A 15,487-nucleotide genomic window follows, 5' to 3' on the forward strand; every position below is an offset into this window, starting at 1 on the left:
GGAAAAAAAATGCACCCGGTTGTAGCCCAAGTTACTGATCGTATACGTAAACGCAGCGAGCATAGTCGAGATGTTTATCTGAGACATATAGAAAAATCACGTATTAAAGGTCCTCAGCGTGGCGCCCTCCATTGCGGTAATTTAGCACATGGCTTTGCTGCCTGTGCGCAGCAAGATAAAGCCAATCTAAGTGGTATGAGCAAGGCCAATATAGCAATTGTTTCTGCTTATAATGATATGCTTTCCGCGCATCAACCGTATCTGAATTATCCGTCTTTAATTAAAGAGGCTATTTCTGCGGCAGGAGGTGTTGCACAATATGCAGCAGGTGTGCCGGCAATGTGTGACGGGATAACCCAAGGCCAAGCAGGAATGGAGTTGAGTTTATTAAGCCGAGATGTGATTGCCATGTCGGCGGCTGTAGGCTTGTCGCATAATATGTTTGATGGCGGCCTCATGTTGGGTATTTGTGATAAAATTGTTCCTGGTTTATTGATCGCGGCATTGAGCTTCGGCCATTTACCGTTTATTTTTATTCCAGCAGGCCCCATGCCTTCGGGAATATCAAATGAGGAAAAAGCACGTATTCGCCAATTGTATGCTGAGGGAAAGGTAGATAAAAATGCATTACTTGAAGCAGAAGCTGCCTCTTATCATTCTGCAGGTACATGCACTTTTTATGGTACTGCAAATTCCAATCAATTACTTATTGAAACGATGGGGCTACAACTTCCTGGTTCCTCATTTATTAACCCGAATACACCATTACGCGATGCGTTAACTTGGAATGCGGCGCAACAGATTCTTTCTTTAACCGATTTGGGTGAAGGCTATATGCCCATAGGTCAGATGCTTGATGCAAAAAATCTTGTTAATGGTATTGTGGCTTTGTTGGCATCTGGTGGTTCAACCAATCATACGATGCATCTGATTGCCATAGCGAGCATGGCAGGTTATGCGATTAATTGGGATGATTTTGCTCAATTATCGGCAGTGACTCCCTTAATTGCTAAAATTTACCCTAATGGATATGCGGATATTAATCATTTCCAACGAGCTGGTGGCATGGCGTATTTTATTCATACTTTGTTGGAGGCTCAGTTATTACATGAAGATGTTGATACGGTGATGGGACATGGTTTGCAACGATATACGCAATACCCCGTATTGGACAATGAACAGCTTCTATGGGTTTCTGGACCTTCTGATTCAAGTGACGAACGTGTATTAACCTCAACTAAAACTCCTTTTAAACCCCAAGGTGGCTTGCAAGTACTTAGTGGAAACCTAGGAAGAGCGGTAATTAAAACTTCTGGGCTTGCTGCTGGAAAAAGTAAGATTGAAGCTCCTGCAATAGTTTGTTCTAGCCAGGAAGAGTTTGCGGAGCTGTTTCAAAAAGGGGTTTTGAATCGAGATTGCGTCGTCGTACTTCGTTTTCAAGGACCTAAAGCGTGTGGGATGCCCGAGTTACATCAATTAACACCGAAGCTTGGGGTACTCATGGATAAAGGATATCAGGTTGCTTTGGTCACCGATGGACGCATGTCTGGTGCTTCAGGTAAAGTTCCCGCTGCAATTCATGTGACCCCAGAAGCAATAGATAATGAGGTGCTCTCTCGGGTCGAAACTGGAGATATGATTTTAATTGATGCAGAACAAGGGGCATTACAATTATTAGTTTCTGAGCAGGAATTGAAGCGAAGAACGAAAGCTGTTTTACATGAAGCAGTATTTCATCTGGGTATGGGACGAGAATTATTCAGCAGTTTAAGGACCCAATTTACTGGGGCTGAGCAGGGAGCTTGCAGTTTGTTTCAGGGAAAAGAGTCTTGTTATGAGTATTGATGATTTAAAGTCTTATGCAATTGTTGCTGACATTGGCGGAACTTTTGCACGCTTTAGCCGCGTCAATTTAGAAAATTTAGCCATGGATAAAATTGAAATTTATTCATGTGCATCATACAACAGCCTTGGATCAGTTTTACTGGCTTATAAAGAACAACATAAATTGGAAGAAATTAAGCAAGTTGCTCTTGCTATCGCTTGTCCGGTACTTGATGATGTGATCTGTATGACCAATGCACATTGGCGTTTTTCGATCAGTGAATTAAAGCATCAATTGGAACTAAAAGAACTGTATGTTTTGAATGATTTTAATGCGATTGCAATGAGTTTACCAGTTTTATCGAACCAGCAAATACTGCAAATAGGAAGTGGTCATGTCAATCCGCATGGAACAAGAGCTGTATTAGGTGCGGGAACAGGATTAGGCGTTGCTTTTCTCCTGGCAGATCGAGGAGGATACACAGCCCATGCCGGAGAAGGGGGGCACATCAGCTGGGGAGCAAAAACTGAGCAGGAATGGTTTATTTATTGCCACCTCAAAAAGAAATATGAACATGTATCTTATGAGCGCTTATTGTCAGGCCATGGTTTGGAAAATTTATATCAAGCATTGGCAGTGATGTATCAAAAAGACAAACCTTCTATTCCGGCATCACAGATTATTACTTTGGCTTTAGCACAACAATGTAGTATTGCGGAAGCAGCCGTAGCACAGTTTTTTGCTGTTCTTGGCTCTTATGCTGGCGACTTAGCATTAATTATTGCTGCTTTTGGGGGTATTTATATTGCTGGCGGTATTGTACCACGATTAATTTCGTTGCTCCCGAGCAGTGATTTTAGAGCACGTTTTGAAGAAAAAGGCCGTTTTAGTGATTTTAATGCAAAAATTCCGACTTATGTGATTACTGCCGAACAACCAGGAATTTTAGGCGCTGCAGTTTATTTAAAACAATCGATAAAGTGAGATTGTCATAAATTAAGGATATCCCTTCTTCTATTATAGAAAGATGCTCTTCAGGATGAAATGGGGGTATTGATGAAACCCTTAGCCCATCACCACAAGTGGGGCTAGGTGCTTTTTTTATTTTAAGTAGATGAGAATGAGTGTAACCAGAATGACATTTGTTTTAATCCTGAGTTACACTGTTTCCTCATCTTAGCTTTAGCCGACCACAAGGAGAGGTTTTCATGTCATTTCCAAATTGGATGGTGCAACCGGAAATTGTATTTTGTACATCACCTGTAATCCCGGTTGTTGTAATTAAAGAAATAGAACTTGCAGTACCTTTAGCCACTGCGTTATTTGCTGGGGGTATTAATGTACTTGAGATTACCCTGAGAACTCCAATTGCTTTAGATGCGATTAAAGTACTCTCAGAAACCTTCCCCGAGGCCTTAATTGGTGCAGGTACTGTAACCACACCGGAACAATTAAAACAAGTCACTGATTTAGGTGCAAAATTTGCACTAAGCCCCGGGAAAACACAAGCATTATTAACTGCTGGATGTCATTCCACTATTCCTTTGATTCCTGGTGTATCCAGTGTTTCTGAAGTGATGGAAGGATTAATTTTGGGATATACCCATTTTAAATTTTTCCCCGCAGTAGCTGCTGGTGGAGTCAATATGCTGCGTGCGATTCAAGGTCCGTTTCCACAAGTAAAGTTTTGTCCAACTGGTGGTATTAATGAAGTAAATTTTGTTGACTACCTGGCTTTACCCAATGTGTCTTGTGTTGGTGGGTCTTGGATAGTGCCTGAAGAAGCTATTAAAAAGGGCAAGTGGTCATTAATTACCGAGTTAGCTTTTGCTGCACGCCAAAGCGTTAGAGGATGGGACTAGCCATTTTGACGAAAAACGTTTTGTTTTAGAGTCTGTTTACAATTCAAGGAGTTAATATGACATGGGTTGTTGCAATTATTGGTTCGGTTGCCGGTTTTTTGTTTGGTTACGATGAAGGAATCATTGCTGGTTCTTTAGAGTTAGTCAAAAATCATTTTGAATTGAATGCAATGCATATTGGTATCATGGCCTCGGCCTTACCCTTTGGTGCTCTATTTGGTTCTATGCTGATTGGTGCGATTACTGCATCAAAAGGTGCAAAACGTTTTGGTCGTCGAACATTACTGTCTTTTTCGGGGACGATGTTTTTTTTAGGCGCATTAGGTGCTGGATTCGCTGATTCTATTACAGTACTCATTATCTCTCGACTGGTACTTGGCATAGCAATCGGAGTGGCCTCTGTAATGACACCTTTGTACCTGGCTGAAACGGCGACATATGAGACAAGAGGCGCGGTAGTTGCTATTTATCAATTAGCGATGACTTTAGGGATTGTTTGCTCCTATTCAGTAAATTACTTGCTGCTTGAAAATCATGATTGGCGCGCCATGTTTGCTTCAAGTGCTTTCCCAGCCTTGGTTTTAAGCATTGGAATTTTACTCATGCCAGAGTCTCCAAGATGGTTGTGCAGTGTAGGACGTCGTGATGCAGCATCTAAGGCTTTAAAAAAATTACGGAACGGCCATTCCATCAAGCATGAGTTGCATGACATTGAAATGACATTAGCTAATGAACCGAAAAAAGGCAGTTGGTTGTTGTTATTTAAGAGCCCTTTATTGCCTGTTTTGATGTTAGGGACTATGTTGTTTTGTCTGCAGCAATTGAGTGGGATCAACGTAGTTATCTATTTTGCACCCGAAATTTTTAAAAATTTAGGTATGAATAGTACTACGGGGCAAATATTAGCAACCATTGGCATTGGTTTGGTTAATTTATTGGTGACTATTATTGCGATGCTCAGTGTGGATAAAGTAGGGCGTCGTAAACTGCTGCTGTTTGGCTTTTCTGGTATGTTCGTCAGCCTGTTGGCTTTATGCATATTTTCCCTAAATCAAGCCGTTTGGCTTCCATATTTGTCTGTCGCATGCCTTATTTTTTATATTTTTTCTTTTGCAGTGAGTTTGGGACCAATACCGCATATTGCAATGGCTGAAATCTTTCCCTTGCACGTACGTGGTGCCGGTATGGGGTTTTCTGCTATGAGCAACTGGACGTTTAATACAGTCGTCATTTTTAGTTTCCCTATTTTGGAAAAAATGATGGGGATTGAGTATACCTTTGCTTTGTATGGAGTGATTTGTCTTTTTGGCCTAGTCTATACCTATTTTTATATGCCTGAAACAAAGAACCTTAGTTTAGAGCAAATTGAAAATTATATCGTGGCAGGTAAGCCATTACGTCTGTTGGGGCGTAAAGAGATACTCACTACCGAAGATGTCGGTAAAAAAGAACCATCTTATTTGACGTCTGCCTAAGGGGGGATTGCATGCATTATCGGGGATACGTCATCCCGAATGCAGTGAAGGATTTCCAAAATGCTAAGGTGTGTCAATCAGGTGATCCTTCGTCGTAAACCACTCAGGATGACGGTAATTGTTTAGACAAGAGCATGCTAGGCTGGGCTTTCACGCCCAGCGTTTGTACTGTCTAGCGAAGTTGGTTGTTGAGAAGTTATTTCAACTTGTTTGTTAGTTTCTCTCTTAACTCAATAGCACGTAAAACAGCCACATAGCTCCAGGTCAGCGATGGAGCTCCTTGTTGGATCCCCGTATTTAAGTTAATTTGCTCACTTAATTTCATGCTGGGAGCATATTTTTTTATAAGTTTCAGATAATTATCACCAACTTGGATGTGTTTTGTTATCTCTGATTGATGAATTTTATCTAAGGGCAAACTATCGGCAAGCGTATAATAATATTCAGCCATAGTCGCGGTTAAAATAAACCATGGATTTCCTATACTATTGGTTTGATATCCATCGTAGGTGTCACCAGGATAACGTCCAAATAAAATTTCTCCCGCATGATTCTTATTAATTGGAAACATGGAGTTAAACTGTTCATATAAAGCCCGAACCGTATTTTGAGTATAAGGGCTATTGGGCGATAAAACGCTATTCTCTTGTGGGTTCAATAAAATACCCAAAATCACTGCTGAATCAAGTTCTAAAGTTTTTTGAGGGCCTGGATGTGGTAAAAGCGTTGCTTGGATTGTTTTATGAGTCAGATCTAAATGTTGCTTTAGGCGATCATTTATCATTTCCGCTTGCTGTTCATAGTAAACTGCAGCTTTATTATCATTGAGGCGGCGAGCAAGCATCGCACCATCATAGAGCGCTTTTTGCTGTACCATAGCTGTAAAAAAATGATGTCCTAGTACTTCTTCCCAAAGGTCAAAGTTTTTCTCAGACCAGTGATGAGCAGTGTATTCCAAATCCATTTTAATTACGCCCATTGCATAGGGATCCAAATTATTATTATACAGATTGGTTTTTACATATTCTGTTTCATTATCATCTAAGAGCTGTTGGGCAAAACGGATTAAAACAGATGCTCTTAAGGCAGGACCATCATTTTGTGGTCTTCCCCAGGACCCATCAAAAGGGTAACCATCAACATAAAATTTAGGCTCACCCAATATATCTTGCCCAGGTAATGGATCATCTTGATGCTGAAGTTTTTGAGTCCAGGAAACATAATTAAATAAGCGCTCTTTATAGCCAAATGCATGTGAGGACTCATACCATGTTTCAATCAAGCTCATGGCAATCGCAGAATCACGAATCCAATCATAATAGTAATCTGGATTTTGTTTTGAGGGGGCTGCGACTATAGCTCCATGAGAATGAATATTGGCAAAAAAATGTTGCTTCAACTTTTGAATGTCTTCTGTACTAAATACAGAACCTATTGCTTGAGAAACAAAAAATATCATTAAAAAACAGATCCTTTTCAACATAATCTCCTATAAAAGTTGCACGGTTTCATAGTACATTAAATTAAATGCACAGAGTATAGGGTTATTCATGATGTGCTCTAAAGTTCTGGATCTGCGACGTTACAAGCGCACGGAGAGCAGAGCCTCCAAACCCTACTTTTTTTCCATTTTTTGAGCTATATAACTATCTAGTATTCTTAAGAAAGGGATCCTTCCATGCTTCGCTTACGCAAAAATAGAGTTGGCTTGATTGTCTTCAGTTGTTTTTTTATTTCTATTGTCTATGCTGACCCACTCCCACCCTCATCGCTTTGGATAAATACGCAAGACGATTCACGACCATTATTGGTATTGAATCAAAAAAACCAATTAGTTCCTAAAACGATTCAAACTGAAAAAGAGAACTATATTTTGCAACTACGTTATCCGCAAATTGTCGGGAGCCCCTTACCTCCGGTCGCTCATGATTTTAATCACTTGTTACAATCCTTTGTCGATAAAGAAACAAATCAATTTAGAAATGAAATCATGCACACAACACCAAGTAAATCGACCGATGTGATGCAAAATAACCTAAAAATAAATTACGTTTTAGCAGGTTTCGTATCTCAATCACAACAAACTGAATACATCAGTACCCGCCTAGAGGTTGATTCTTTTGTGCATGGCATGGCTCATCCTCGTCATCAAACGCAAGTGTTTAACTATGACTTAGGGCATAATAAGTTACTGTCGTTAAGCGATTTGTTTGAGCCAAATAGTGGTTATTTAGATAAGATTTCTTCTTATTGCTCTAAAGAATTAAGTACTAAAAAACTTCCTCCAGAAATGATTAAAACCGGAGCTGGACCTAGCATGGGAAATTATAAAAATTGGAATCTAACGTTAAGCGGTTTATTAATTACCTTTGATGAGGGGCAGGTGGCCCCGCGTTATAATGGAGTTCAGGAAGTACTCATCCCTTATGAGGTATTAAAAGATAGCTACACGCATGCAACGGCCTGTACTCTTTTTGTTATTAGTTGTGATGGGACTTAAATGCTGGGATGCTGCATTTTGCTTGCTTCTCGAATGAGTATCATAATCGACGATAGGAATAACACATGATAAAGCTTTATCAATTTCCCACTGCGTGGTCACTACCTAATCCCAGTCCATTTTGTATGAAGCTGGAAACCTATTTGCGAATGGCGAAACTTCCTTTTGAAATTGTAACCGTTGTTGATCCGCGAAAAGCGTTAAAAGGAAAACTACCCATCATTAGTGATGATGGAAAAAAAATAGCAGACAGTGGCTTTATTATCGATTATTTACAAAAAAAATATGATGTGCCTTTGGATGGGCATTTAACTGCGATGCAAAAAGCAGAAGCGCTGGCAGTAAGGCGTATGCTCGAAGAGCACCTGTATTGGATCATTGTTTATTCACGCTGGATTGATAATCGATATTGGCCAATTACTAAAGAGGCTTTTTTTGGTCAGCTTAAAAAGCCTCTTTATTACTTTATTCCTCAATTAATTCAAAGAAAAACAAGGCAGGATCTTTATCGACAGGGAATAGGTCGACATAGTACTGCAGAGGTGTATCAATTAGGTATCGATGATTTGCATGCTCTGAGTACTCTATTGGAACAAAATGATTTTTGTATGGGTGATCAGCCTGCCAGCATCGATGCCAGTGTTTATGCATTTCTCATGGGTATTATCCAGCCGCCTATCCATTCTCCATTACAAGATTATGCGAAATCACAGCCCCATTTTTTTAGCTATTGTGAACGTATGGCGCAGATGTTTTATCCTGAGCGTTAAATTATAAAACTAAAAATTTTGTTACTTCTAAAATACTAACAAAGTGCTTAAGGCTTGTAATATTTTTGATAAATCGAGGCATAAGTTCCATCTTTTTGAATGTTGAGAATGGCTTTATTTATTGCCTCAATTAATTTTGCTTTATCTGCGAGAGCGACGATACCATAACCTTCCCCTAATGCCTGGTCAGGGCCTACCAGTTTAATATTATAAAAATTATTATTGGATAACTCATGTGCAATGGCATTATTAAGCACAATCACATCAATTTTATTTTGTGCCAAAGCAGATAAGAGATCGGCCGTAGCCTGATAAGCAATAATTTGATTATGAGTACTGTAAGGTGATTGCAGCAGCAAGTTATAAAAAGTACTTTTAATGACACCAATTTTTTTGTTTTTTATGTCAGCAATCTTATTGATAGAGCCGCTTTTTAAAGTAACAAACTGAATCTTACTGACGGCATAAGGAAGACTAATGGCATAGTGTTGCAAATTAGCCGATGTATAGGGTTTGGCTTGAACGAGTAAATCAATGTCGCCATTGTCCAATAACTTTAATTGATTATTTAAGGTTATATCTTCGTAGACGCATTTTTCTCCAATGCGTTTGCATATATCATTCATGATATCAATGCAAAAACCAAAGTAATACGGACCCTTAGCCGTATTAACGCGTTCGACAATAGGAAGTCCTGAGAGCGTGATACCCACTTTTAATGGGCTGCTAAAAGCGCGCGCGCAGATGCACAGTACCAAGATAAAGACCACTATGCTTCGCTTTTGGATTTTGGTTAAGCTCATGTTATTCCATTGCTTTTTTCTTAGACTTTACGTAGTGAACTATGCTCTTGTCAATGTTAGGACTTGAGATAGATGAGTTTTTTTTCTAGGAAATTACTACGTGTTAGTTTTTTTTATTATGTTCGAGATCATAAAATAAACGGCAGGGAGCACAAATAAAGTAAATAATGTACCGATGCACAAGCCGCCAATAAGCACTGTGCCTATCGCCTGTCTGGCTTCGGCTCCCGCATCATGTGAGAGGACTAAGGGGATAGCGCCAAAAACCATAGCGCCTGTAGTCATAAGGATAGGGCGTAGCCTTAATGAGCACGATTTTTTTATTGCGTCTGCTAAAGTGAACCCTTCTTTCTGCAACTGGTTGGCAAATTCTACAATCAAAATCCCATGCTTACTGATCAGTCCGACTAAAGTGACCAGTCCAACTTGAGTAAAGATATTTAGAGATTGGCCAAATAAGTACGCGAACAGTAATGCCCCAAAACACGCTAAAGGTACGGTGAACAGAATAATAAACGGATAAACAAAGTTTTCGAATTGTGCTGCAAGAATGGCATAAATAAAGAGAATTGCTAATGCGAATAACAAAACCATGGTATGTGATGACTCATTATAGGCTTTAGCAGCACCTGTCCAACTTAATTTATACTGGTGGGGGAGATTGTCTTTCGCCAATTTCATGAGTTTATTCATTCCATTTTTAAAGGATAGTTGTTTGGGTAATTGGGCATATAAAGTGGTCGAACGCATTTGATTGACGTGTTCCAGTGCTGTGGGTTGTGCGTGTCGCTTCATTTGTGCTACGGAACCTAACGAAACGCGTTTTCCAGTGGGAGTCGTAAGATACAGTTCATCTAAAGTCCAAGGTTTAGATGAACCTTCCAATGTTAGGTTATAGGACACACCATCTTTTTGAAAAGACATGGACTTATCGCCACTGAAAAACACCTCTATGGTTTTCGCCAATTGTGCTGGCGTCAAGTCCAATTGAGCTAAAGTATTTTTATCTATATTGATAGAGTATCCCATGGAATCAAGACGTAAATCATAGCGAGTAGAGGCAAATTCTTTACTTTGATCTAACAATTTTTTTAAATGCTCTGTTGCTTCAAATAACTGTCGGAAATTTTCAGTAGTGGAAATAACGAGTTCCAATTCTGAATTGTTGCGCGCATCATCTACTCCAGGTAAGCCGGAATCCCAGCTCCAGACAGAAGCATCTACTGAGGGTAATTGCTCTGTTTTCGGTTTTAATGAAGTAACAATTTGCTCTGCAGAACGATTTCTTTGCTTATGGGGTTTTAAAGGCATGACAATGCTGCTACCCCAATTTCCAAGAAAAGTTAATGTATTGTTCGCCTCAGGGATTTTACCTATAGACTGCTGGATGCGTTTCGTATTGGCCTCCAACGTATCTAAGTTATCCCCAGATAGAGGAGGGGTATAGATTCCTATTAAGCTGCGATCTTCCTTGGGTGCTGTTTCACCGGGCATTATTTTATAAAAGAGTACGCTTAGACTTAATGACAAGAAGAGTAGGAAGAGTGTGGTTTTTTTTCGATAAATTATTACGCTTAGTAATTTATAATAGTATTGGGCCAGTGCATTCAGGAAATTATCGATAGCAGGCCATAAATGTTTGGTATTTTTATGTAGGAAAGTGGCACACATTAAAGGGGATAGGGTTAGAGCAACTACTCCTGAGATGAATACACTCCCGGCCAAAGCCACAGCAAATTCGATAAATAGCTGACCAATCATGCCATCAATCAAAGCAATAGGTGCATAAACACTGGTTAAGGTGAGTGTCATCGCAATAATAGCAAACCCTATTTGTTTGGAGCCTTTAAGGGCTGCCTCCATAGGTGATAAATCATCTTCGATATGACGCCAGATATTCTCAAGAACAATAATCGCATCATCTACAACCAAACCAACGGCCAATACCATTGCCAGAAGGGTCATTTGGTTTATCGTAAAGCCGGCAACTTTCAAAAATAATAAAGAGCCAAGAAGTGAAATTGGGATTGCAATTAAGGGAATTATTGTAGCGCGAACATTGCGTAAAAAGATAAAAATGATGGCTAAGACTAAGAAAATGGACTCAAGAATGGACGATTGGATGTTTTTAAGAGATGCTTTAATGAATTCGGATTGATCAATAATAATTCGAGTTTTGATGTCATCAGGCAAACCTTTCTTCAAGGCCCTCAGTTCTTTGCGTACACTTTGTGATACTTCAATTGGATTTGCATCATTAGCACGATTAATAGCAAGTACTAAACCTGGATGCCCATTGACTTTGACACGAAATTGGTTGTTATCCGTAGTTAATTGAATTTGGGCTAATGACTTAAGAAAAACAGGATGGTGGTTTTGCGTTTTAATCACCAAGTTTTCATAATCTTCTGGAGTTTTTAATTCGAAATCAAGTGTCGTTGGGATCTTATTCTGATAATTACCTGCTGGCAGAGATAAGTGGTTGTTGTCAATTGCATTAGCAATCTCATCGACATTGATGCCAAATGTATATAATTTTTTTTGATCTAAGCGAACTGCATACGTGAACGGTTGTCCCCATACTTCGACTGAGGCAACTCCTTTTAGGCTTCGAAACACATTTTTCAGATTCAAATTAGCATAGTGTGTGAGTTCGCCGAAATTTAACGAAGAAGATTCCAGCGCGATGCCTATAAACGGTAAGCCATCTGCTTGTCTTTGGCGTTCAATTATGGGTGTTTTTACTGCTGATGGAAGCTGGGCTAATCGTGCTGCTTCATGCGTGGCATTCAGAGCTTTCTCCATAGGGGTTCCGGGGCGAAATCGCAAGGTAATGCGCGAGCTTCCCGCATTAGAACGCGATGTCATCATCTCCACTCCTTCTACGCCAGCAAGCTGATCTTCTAACACATTAGTGACTACAGATTCGACTAATTCAGGGCTGGCATTGGGGTAGTTGGTGTTTACTGTAATGATTGGAAAACTGATGTTGGGATATTCTCTTAAGGATAATGAATGGAAACACAACATTCCCAAAAGCAGAATCATGCAATTAAGAATAATTGAAATAACTGGATGTTTTAAAAAATAGCTCGTAAACGTCATAACCGGCTGGCTAACCTTTATAAATTGAGACGTCCAGTCCTGGATATAATCGTTCGGGGTTTTTACTCACTATTTGATCCCCAGATTTTAATCCTGAAATAATTTCTACCTTATCTTTTTCTTGTATTCCTGTTTTTACGGCAATAAGCTCTATTTTTTTATCAACTACCTTATAAACGTGTGTTTTACCTTGTTTGAGAAATAAAGCTTGTGTGGGAATGATCAGAGTCTCTGTTTTTTTATTCACGACAAGCTGGCTGGATACGCTTGCGCCGATTAAGCAACGAGTGCATTGTATATCCACATCAGCAGGACACATATGTGTTTCATCATCTATCATTTTTTGTACGTGGTTCAAATGATAGCGCTGATTAAATATATAAATAGGTTGGTTTTCTGCAATAGCGTGATTATTGGTGCAAGGAATATCAATTTCTACGCTTAATGAATTAGGATCGTAAATGGTAACAATAGGCACACCTTCTGTTACTTGTGCTCCTTCTTTAATTTTAAATGCACCAATCACGCCATCAAATGGAGCATAAAAACGCATGTTTTTGAGCTCTATTTTAGTTCTAGCCCTTTCCTTTTGTGAATCTATCCAGATTCTTTTTTTCTCTTCGACTTCTCGAGCACTGACAAAGCCTGTTTTTTGCAAGCTTTTTAGGCGTTGGTATTGAGTGTTTTCTAGTTGTTCTGTTTCTTTTGAAAGTTGATAGCTTCGCTCAATATCCGGATTAGTTATTTTAGCAATTAAGTCACCTTTTTTGACTGTTTGTCCTGAGCTCATAAGGGTATCAAGCATCCCAGAACCTTTGGCAACAAGTATGGTTGCATGTTTAGGGCGTATGGTACCGATAAGTTTTATCGTTTTTTCAATAGTCGATGGAGTTACAGTAACTACTTCAACTATTTTAATAGGAGGTGGAGGAGAAATACTCGCATGATAATAGAATATATAGTAAACGCTCAGGGCAGTGAGTATGGTGCTTGACAATCCAATAGTCTTATACCGGGAACACAGGGTGTTCCTTACTCTTCGGATGATTAATCGCAGACTCACGAGATGCACCTCAATTGGGAATCAGATTGACTATCTGTCATGGTGATTATGGCTTGAATCCAGGAGGGATCATTATTCAGGCTCGGAACGGTAATTAATTCGTTCCCTCCTAAGGTGGTCCATTGTTGTTGGAGACGAATTCCTATTTCTTCAAGTGTTTCTAAACAGTCGGCAACAAATGAGGGACAAATAATAACTAATTTTTTAATTCCTTTCGCAATCAATTCAGCAAGAATTTGATCTGTATAAGGTTTTACCCAAGGTGTTTTACCTAGCCTTGATTGAAAAGCGGTACTGTAACTGTTGGTCGCTAAACCCAGTTCATTTGCCAATAAACGGCTCGTCTCATGGCATTGGGCTCTGTAACACCAATGAATGCTGTCTGTTAAAGTAGGACAAGATTCAGTGCATATTGATTTACAACTCACTTTGGTGATTTGGCGTTCAGGAATCCCATGATAGCTAAAAAGGACATGGGCTTGTTCATGAAGATAGGATTTAATGATTTGGGCTTGTGCTTTCAGGTACGCTGGATGTTGAAAAAAATCACTAATAATACGAATTGATGGAATCAAATCCCAGGAGCTAATGATGCGCATGGCTTCTGCAATAGATGAGCCATTAGCTGCTGATGAGTATTGTGGATATAAAGGTAAAATAGTAATGGATTCGCAATCGCGTAACTGATTTAAGGCTGTTTCGATCGAAGGGTTTCCATAGCGCATACCAAGAGCAATTATTGATTCTGACCCCACTTCTTTTTGTATTTGGTTTACTAGACTCTTACTATGAACTAATAATGGCGAACCTTGTTCAGTCCATATGGATTGATACGCACGCGCAGAACGTTTTGTACGAAACGGTAAAATGAATGCATAAACCAATATATAACGGAGCACTGCGGGGAGATCGACAACCCGTTTGTCGGTAAGAAATTCGCGTAAATAACTCCTGACAGATGAAATTTCTGCACTGTTAGGGGTACCAAGATTTATAAGTAACAAGCCACGCTTCATCAGTAATTCACTGACCACAAATAGAATAGGGCCATCATACATGAAGACGGTTTGTAATTCAGTACTTGTTTGAAATTTGATCTTCTTGGGGCTTGTGGACGCAGCACCACCATGATACTGCGTTAACTTAATCAAGCCATTTCAGCATCAGCATTCTCATTGAGCACTATTACATTAGCTGCGTGTAGACCTTTATCACCAGTTTCTACATCGTAATTAACTGCTTGTCCTGGTACTAATGTTTTGTAGCCTGTGCCATGAATCGACGAGAAATGAACAAAAATATCATCGCCACCATTTTCTGGAATAATAAAACCCCAACCTTTGGCATTATTAAACCATTTAACTTCACCTTTAGCCATGTTTCCTCCTTTTCCAGAGCCTTATTTGTAGACTCTACTGTTTCTCAATTGCCCTGACTTTTCTGTCAATTGAGCAATTGCATTCATCCATAAATGACAATTGAACCTATTTTTCTAATAGGTAGTTTTAACATAACGTAAAACAGACTCACTACTCAATAGTATTTTTTATAAAAAAAATAATTATTGTTAATAATTCCTTAAGTTGTTTATGCTAAGTTATAAGTATAGGTGTAACAGGAGGAGTTCAGATGAGTCAATTCAGCACTTCTAAAATGTTAGGGAAACTAGCTGCGGGACAAGGCAAACCTCAGTTTGCAAGCGTTTCTTCGCAGAAAATAGAGGAAGTTGGAGAAGAAATTGCTGCGCCGAAACATCAATTAACGCCCTCTGCAAAACCATCTGCGGAATTAGATATGAAAAATGTTCTCGGCGCGAGCCTAGCACCACAATTTTCAAAAGGATATTCTCCGATGGATAAAAAATAATTTATTTAGTAATCGTTATCCGTATAAAAAAAGCAATCATCCGTAAACTATAAAACCCTCTCCTAGTCAGAGAGGGTTTATTTCACTTGTTAAGATCATAATAATATTCATTAAAAGTACGAATTGTTGTAAAAATACTATTAATATTCTCCGGACAAGGGTGCCAAAGCCTGTATTTAGGTATATACTTTTTTTATAAAGAGTTATTTTTTATTTGA

The 15,487-nt window shown here is 39.2% G+C and carries 13 protein-coding genes; 7 read left to right on the forward strand and 6 right to left on the reverse strand.

The window, feature by feature from the left end:
- Positions 1-9: 9 nt before the first annotated feature.
- The 4 genes from edd to BGO44_RS15945 all read left to right on the forward strand — a co-directional run bounded on the left by edd (position 10) and on the right by BGO44_RS15945 (position 5,162).
- A complete protein-coding gene (edd, locus tag BGO44_RS15930) occupies positions 10-1,845 on the forward strand; it encodes a phosphogluconate dehydratase (protein WP_273198542.1) in 1,836 nt (611 codons plus the stop codon).
- Complete coding sequence (gene glk, locus BGO44_RS15935; RefSeq protein ID WP_273198541.1) at positions 1,835-2,809, forward strand: glucokinase; 975 nt, start codon at positions 1,835-1,837, stop codon at positions 2,807-2,809. Before edd ends, glk begins: the two co-directional genes overlap by 11 nt.
- A 224-nt stretch (positions 2,810-3,033) precedes the next feature.
- Positions 3,034-3,687 (forward strand): bifunctional 4-hydroxy-2-oxoglutarate aldolase/2-dehydro-3-deoxy-phosphogluconate aldolase, encoded by a 654-nt coding sequence (locus tag BGO44_RS15940; RefSeq protein ID WP_058509917.1) that lies wholly within the window; start codon positions 3,034-3,036, stop codon positions 3,685-3,687.
- 56 nt (positions 3,688-3,743) lie between these two features.
- On the forward strand, positions 3,744-5,162 hold the full coding sequence (locus BGO44_RS15945; RefSeq protein WP_273198540.1) for a sugar porter family MFS transporter: 1,419 nt from the start codon (positions 3,744-3,746) through the stop codon (positions 5,160-5,162).
- 196 nt (positions 5,163-5,358) lie between these two features.
- On the opposite strand, the gene BGO44_RS15950 is transcribed toward BGO44_RS15945, so the two are convergent.
- Complete coding sequence (locus BGO44_RS15950) at positions 5,359-6,621, reverse strand: glycoside hydrolase family 15 protein (protein WP_273198538.1); 1,263 nt, start codon at positions 6,619-6,621, stop codon at positions 5,359-5,361.
- Positions 6,622-6,840: 219 nt separating this feature from the next.
- On the opposite strand from BGO44_RS15950, the gene BGO44_RS15955 reads away from it, so the two are divergent.
- Both BGO44_RS15955 and BGO44_RS15960 read left to right on the forward strand, forming a co-directional pair.
- A complete protein-coding gene (locus BGO44_RS15955; RefSeq protein ID WP_273198537.1) occupies positions 6,841-7,662 on the forward strand; it encodes an RsiV family protein in 822 nt (273 codons plus the stop codon).
- 65 nt (positions 7,663-7,727) lie between these two features.
- Positions 7,728-8,432 carry a glutathione S-transferase family protein gene (locus tag BGO44_RS15960; RefSeq protein ID WP_273198536.1) on the forward strand — a complete coding sequence of 235 codons (705 nt, stop codon included), beginning with the start codon at positions 7,728-7,730 and terminating at the stop codon, positions 8,430-8,432.
- Positions 8,433-8,479: 47 nt separating this feature from the next.
- Here BGO44_RS15960 and BGO44_RS15965 read toward each other — a convergent pair whose 3' ends face one another.
- The 5 genes from BGO44_RS15965 to BGO44_RS15985 all read right to left on the reverse strand — a co-directional run bounded on the left by BGO44_RS15965 (position 8,480) and on the right by BGO44_RS15985 (position 14,781).
- Entirely contained in the window at positions 8,480-9,235 is a 756-nt protein-coding gene (locus BGO44_RS15965) for a transporter substrate-binding domain-containing protein (RefSeq protein ID WP_058509922.1), read from the reverse strand.
- Between the two features lie 96 nt (positions 9,236-9,331).
- Complete coding sequence (locus BGO44_RS15970) at positions 9,332-12,340, reverse strand: efflux RND transporter permease subunit (protein WP_273198534.1); 3,009 nt, start codon at positions 12,338-12,340, stop codon at positions 9,332-9,334.
- A gap of 10 nt (positions 12,341-12,350) precedes the next feature.
- On the reverse strand, positions 12,351-13,403 hold the full coding sequence (locus tag BGO44_RS15975; protein WP_058509924.1) for an efflux RND transporter periplasmic adaptor subunit: 1,053 nt from the start codon (positions 13,401-13,403) through the stop codon (positions 12,351-12,353).
- Complete coding sequence (hemH, locus tag BGO44_RS15980) at positions 13,400-14,419, reverse strand: ferrochelatase (protein WP_058511649.1); 1,020 nt, start codon at positions 14,417-14,419, stop codon at positions 13,400-13,402. The genes BGO44_RS15975 and hemH overlap by 4 nt, the downstream gene beginning before the upstream one ends.
- A 131-nt stretch (positions 14,420-14,550) precedes the next feature.
- Positions 14,551-14,781: a cold-shock protein gene (locus tag BGO44_RS15985; RefSeq protein WP_058509925.1), complete on the reverse strand. Its 231-nt coding sequence runs from the start codon at positions 14,779-14,781 to the stop codon at positions 14,551-14,553.
- Positions 14,782-15,032: 251 nt separating this feature from the next.
- On the opposite strand from BGO44_RS15985, the gene BGO44_RS15990 reads away from it, so the two are divergent.
- The gene (locus BGO44_RS15990; protein WP_058509926.1) at positions 15,033-15,269 is read left to right on the forward strand and encodes a hypothetical protein; all 237 of its coding nucleotides are present in this window, start codon (positions 15,033-15,035) and stop codon (positions 15,267-15,269) included.
- The last annotated feature ends 218 nt before the right edge of the window (positions 15,270-15,487 follow it).

It is taken from the genome of Legionella sp. 39-23 (assembly GCF_001897665.1).
Taxonomy (GTDB): Bacteria; Pseudomonadota; Gammaproteobacteria; order Legionellales; family Legionellaceae; genus Legionella; species Legionella steelei.

Coding starts and splice junctions, on each gene's coding strand:
- edd (WP_273198542.1), top strand. CDS start 10: ATGCACCCGGTTGTAGCCCAAGTTACTGATCGTATACGTAAACGCAGC.
- glk (WP_273198541.1), top strand. CDS start 1,835: ATGAGTATTGATGATTTAAAGTCTTATGCAATTGTTGCTGACATTGGC.
- BGO44_RS15940 (WP_058509917.1), top strand. CDS start 3,034: ATGTCATTTCCAAATTGGATGGTGCAACCGGAAATTGTATTTTGTACA.
- BGO44_RS15945 (WP_273198540.1), top strand. CDS start 3,744: ATGACATGGGTTGTTGCAATTATTGGTTCGGTTGCCGGTTTTTTGTTT.
- BGO44_RS15950 (WP_273198538.1), bottom strand. CDS start 6,621: ATGATATTTTTTGTTTCTCAAGCAATAGGTTCTGTATTTAGTACAGAA.
- BGO44_RS15955 (WP_273198537.1), top strand. CDS start 6,841: ATGCTTCGCTTACGCAAAAATAGAGTTGGCTTGATTGTCTTCAGTTGT.
- BGO44_RS15960 (WP_273198536.1), top strand. CDS start 7,728: ATGATAAAGCTTTATCAATTTCCCACTGCGTGGTCACTACCTAATCCC.
- BGO44_RS15965 (WP_058509922.1), bottom strand. CDS start 9,235: ATGAGCTTAACCAAAATCCAAAAGCGAAGCATAGTGGTCTTTATCTTG.
- BGO44_RS15970 (WP_273198534.1), bottom strand. CDS start 12,340: ATGACGTTTACGAGCTATTTTTTAAAACATCCAGTTATTTCAATTATT.
- hemH (WP_058511649.1), bottom strand. CDS start 14,419: ATGAAGCGTGGCTTGTTACTTATAAATCTTGGTACCCCTAACAGTGCA.
- BGO44_RS15985 (WP_058509925.1), bottom strand. CDS start 14,781: ATGGCTAAAGGTGAAGTTAAATGGTTTAATAATGCCAAAGGTTGGGGT.
- BGO44_RS15990 (WP_058509926.1), top strand. CDS start 15,033: ATGAGTCAATTCAGCACTTCTAAAATGTTAGGGAAACTAGCTGCGGGA.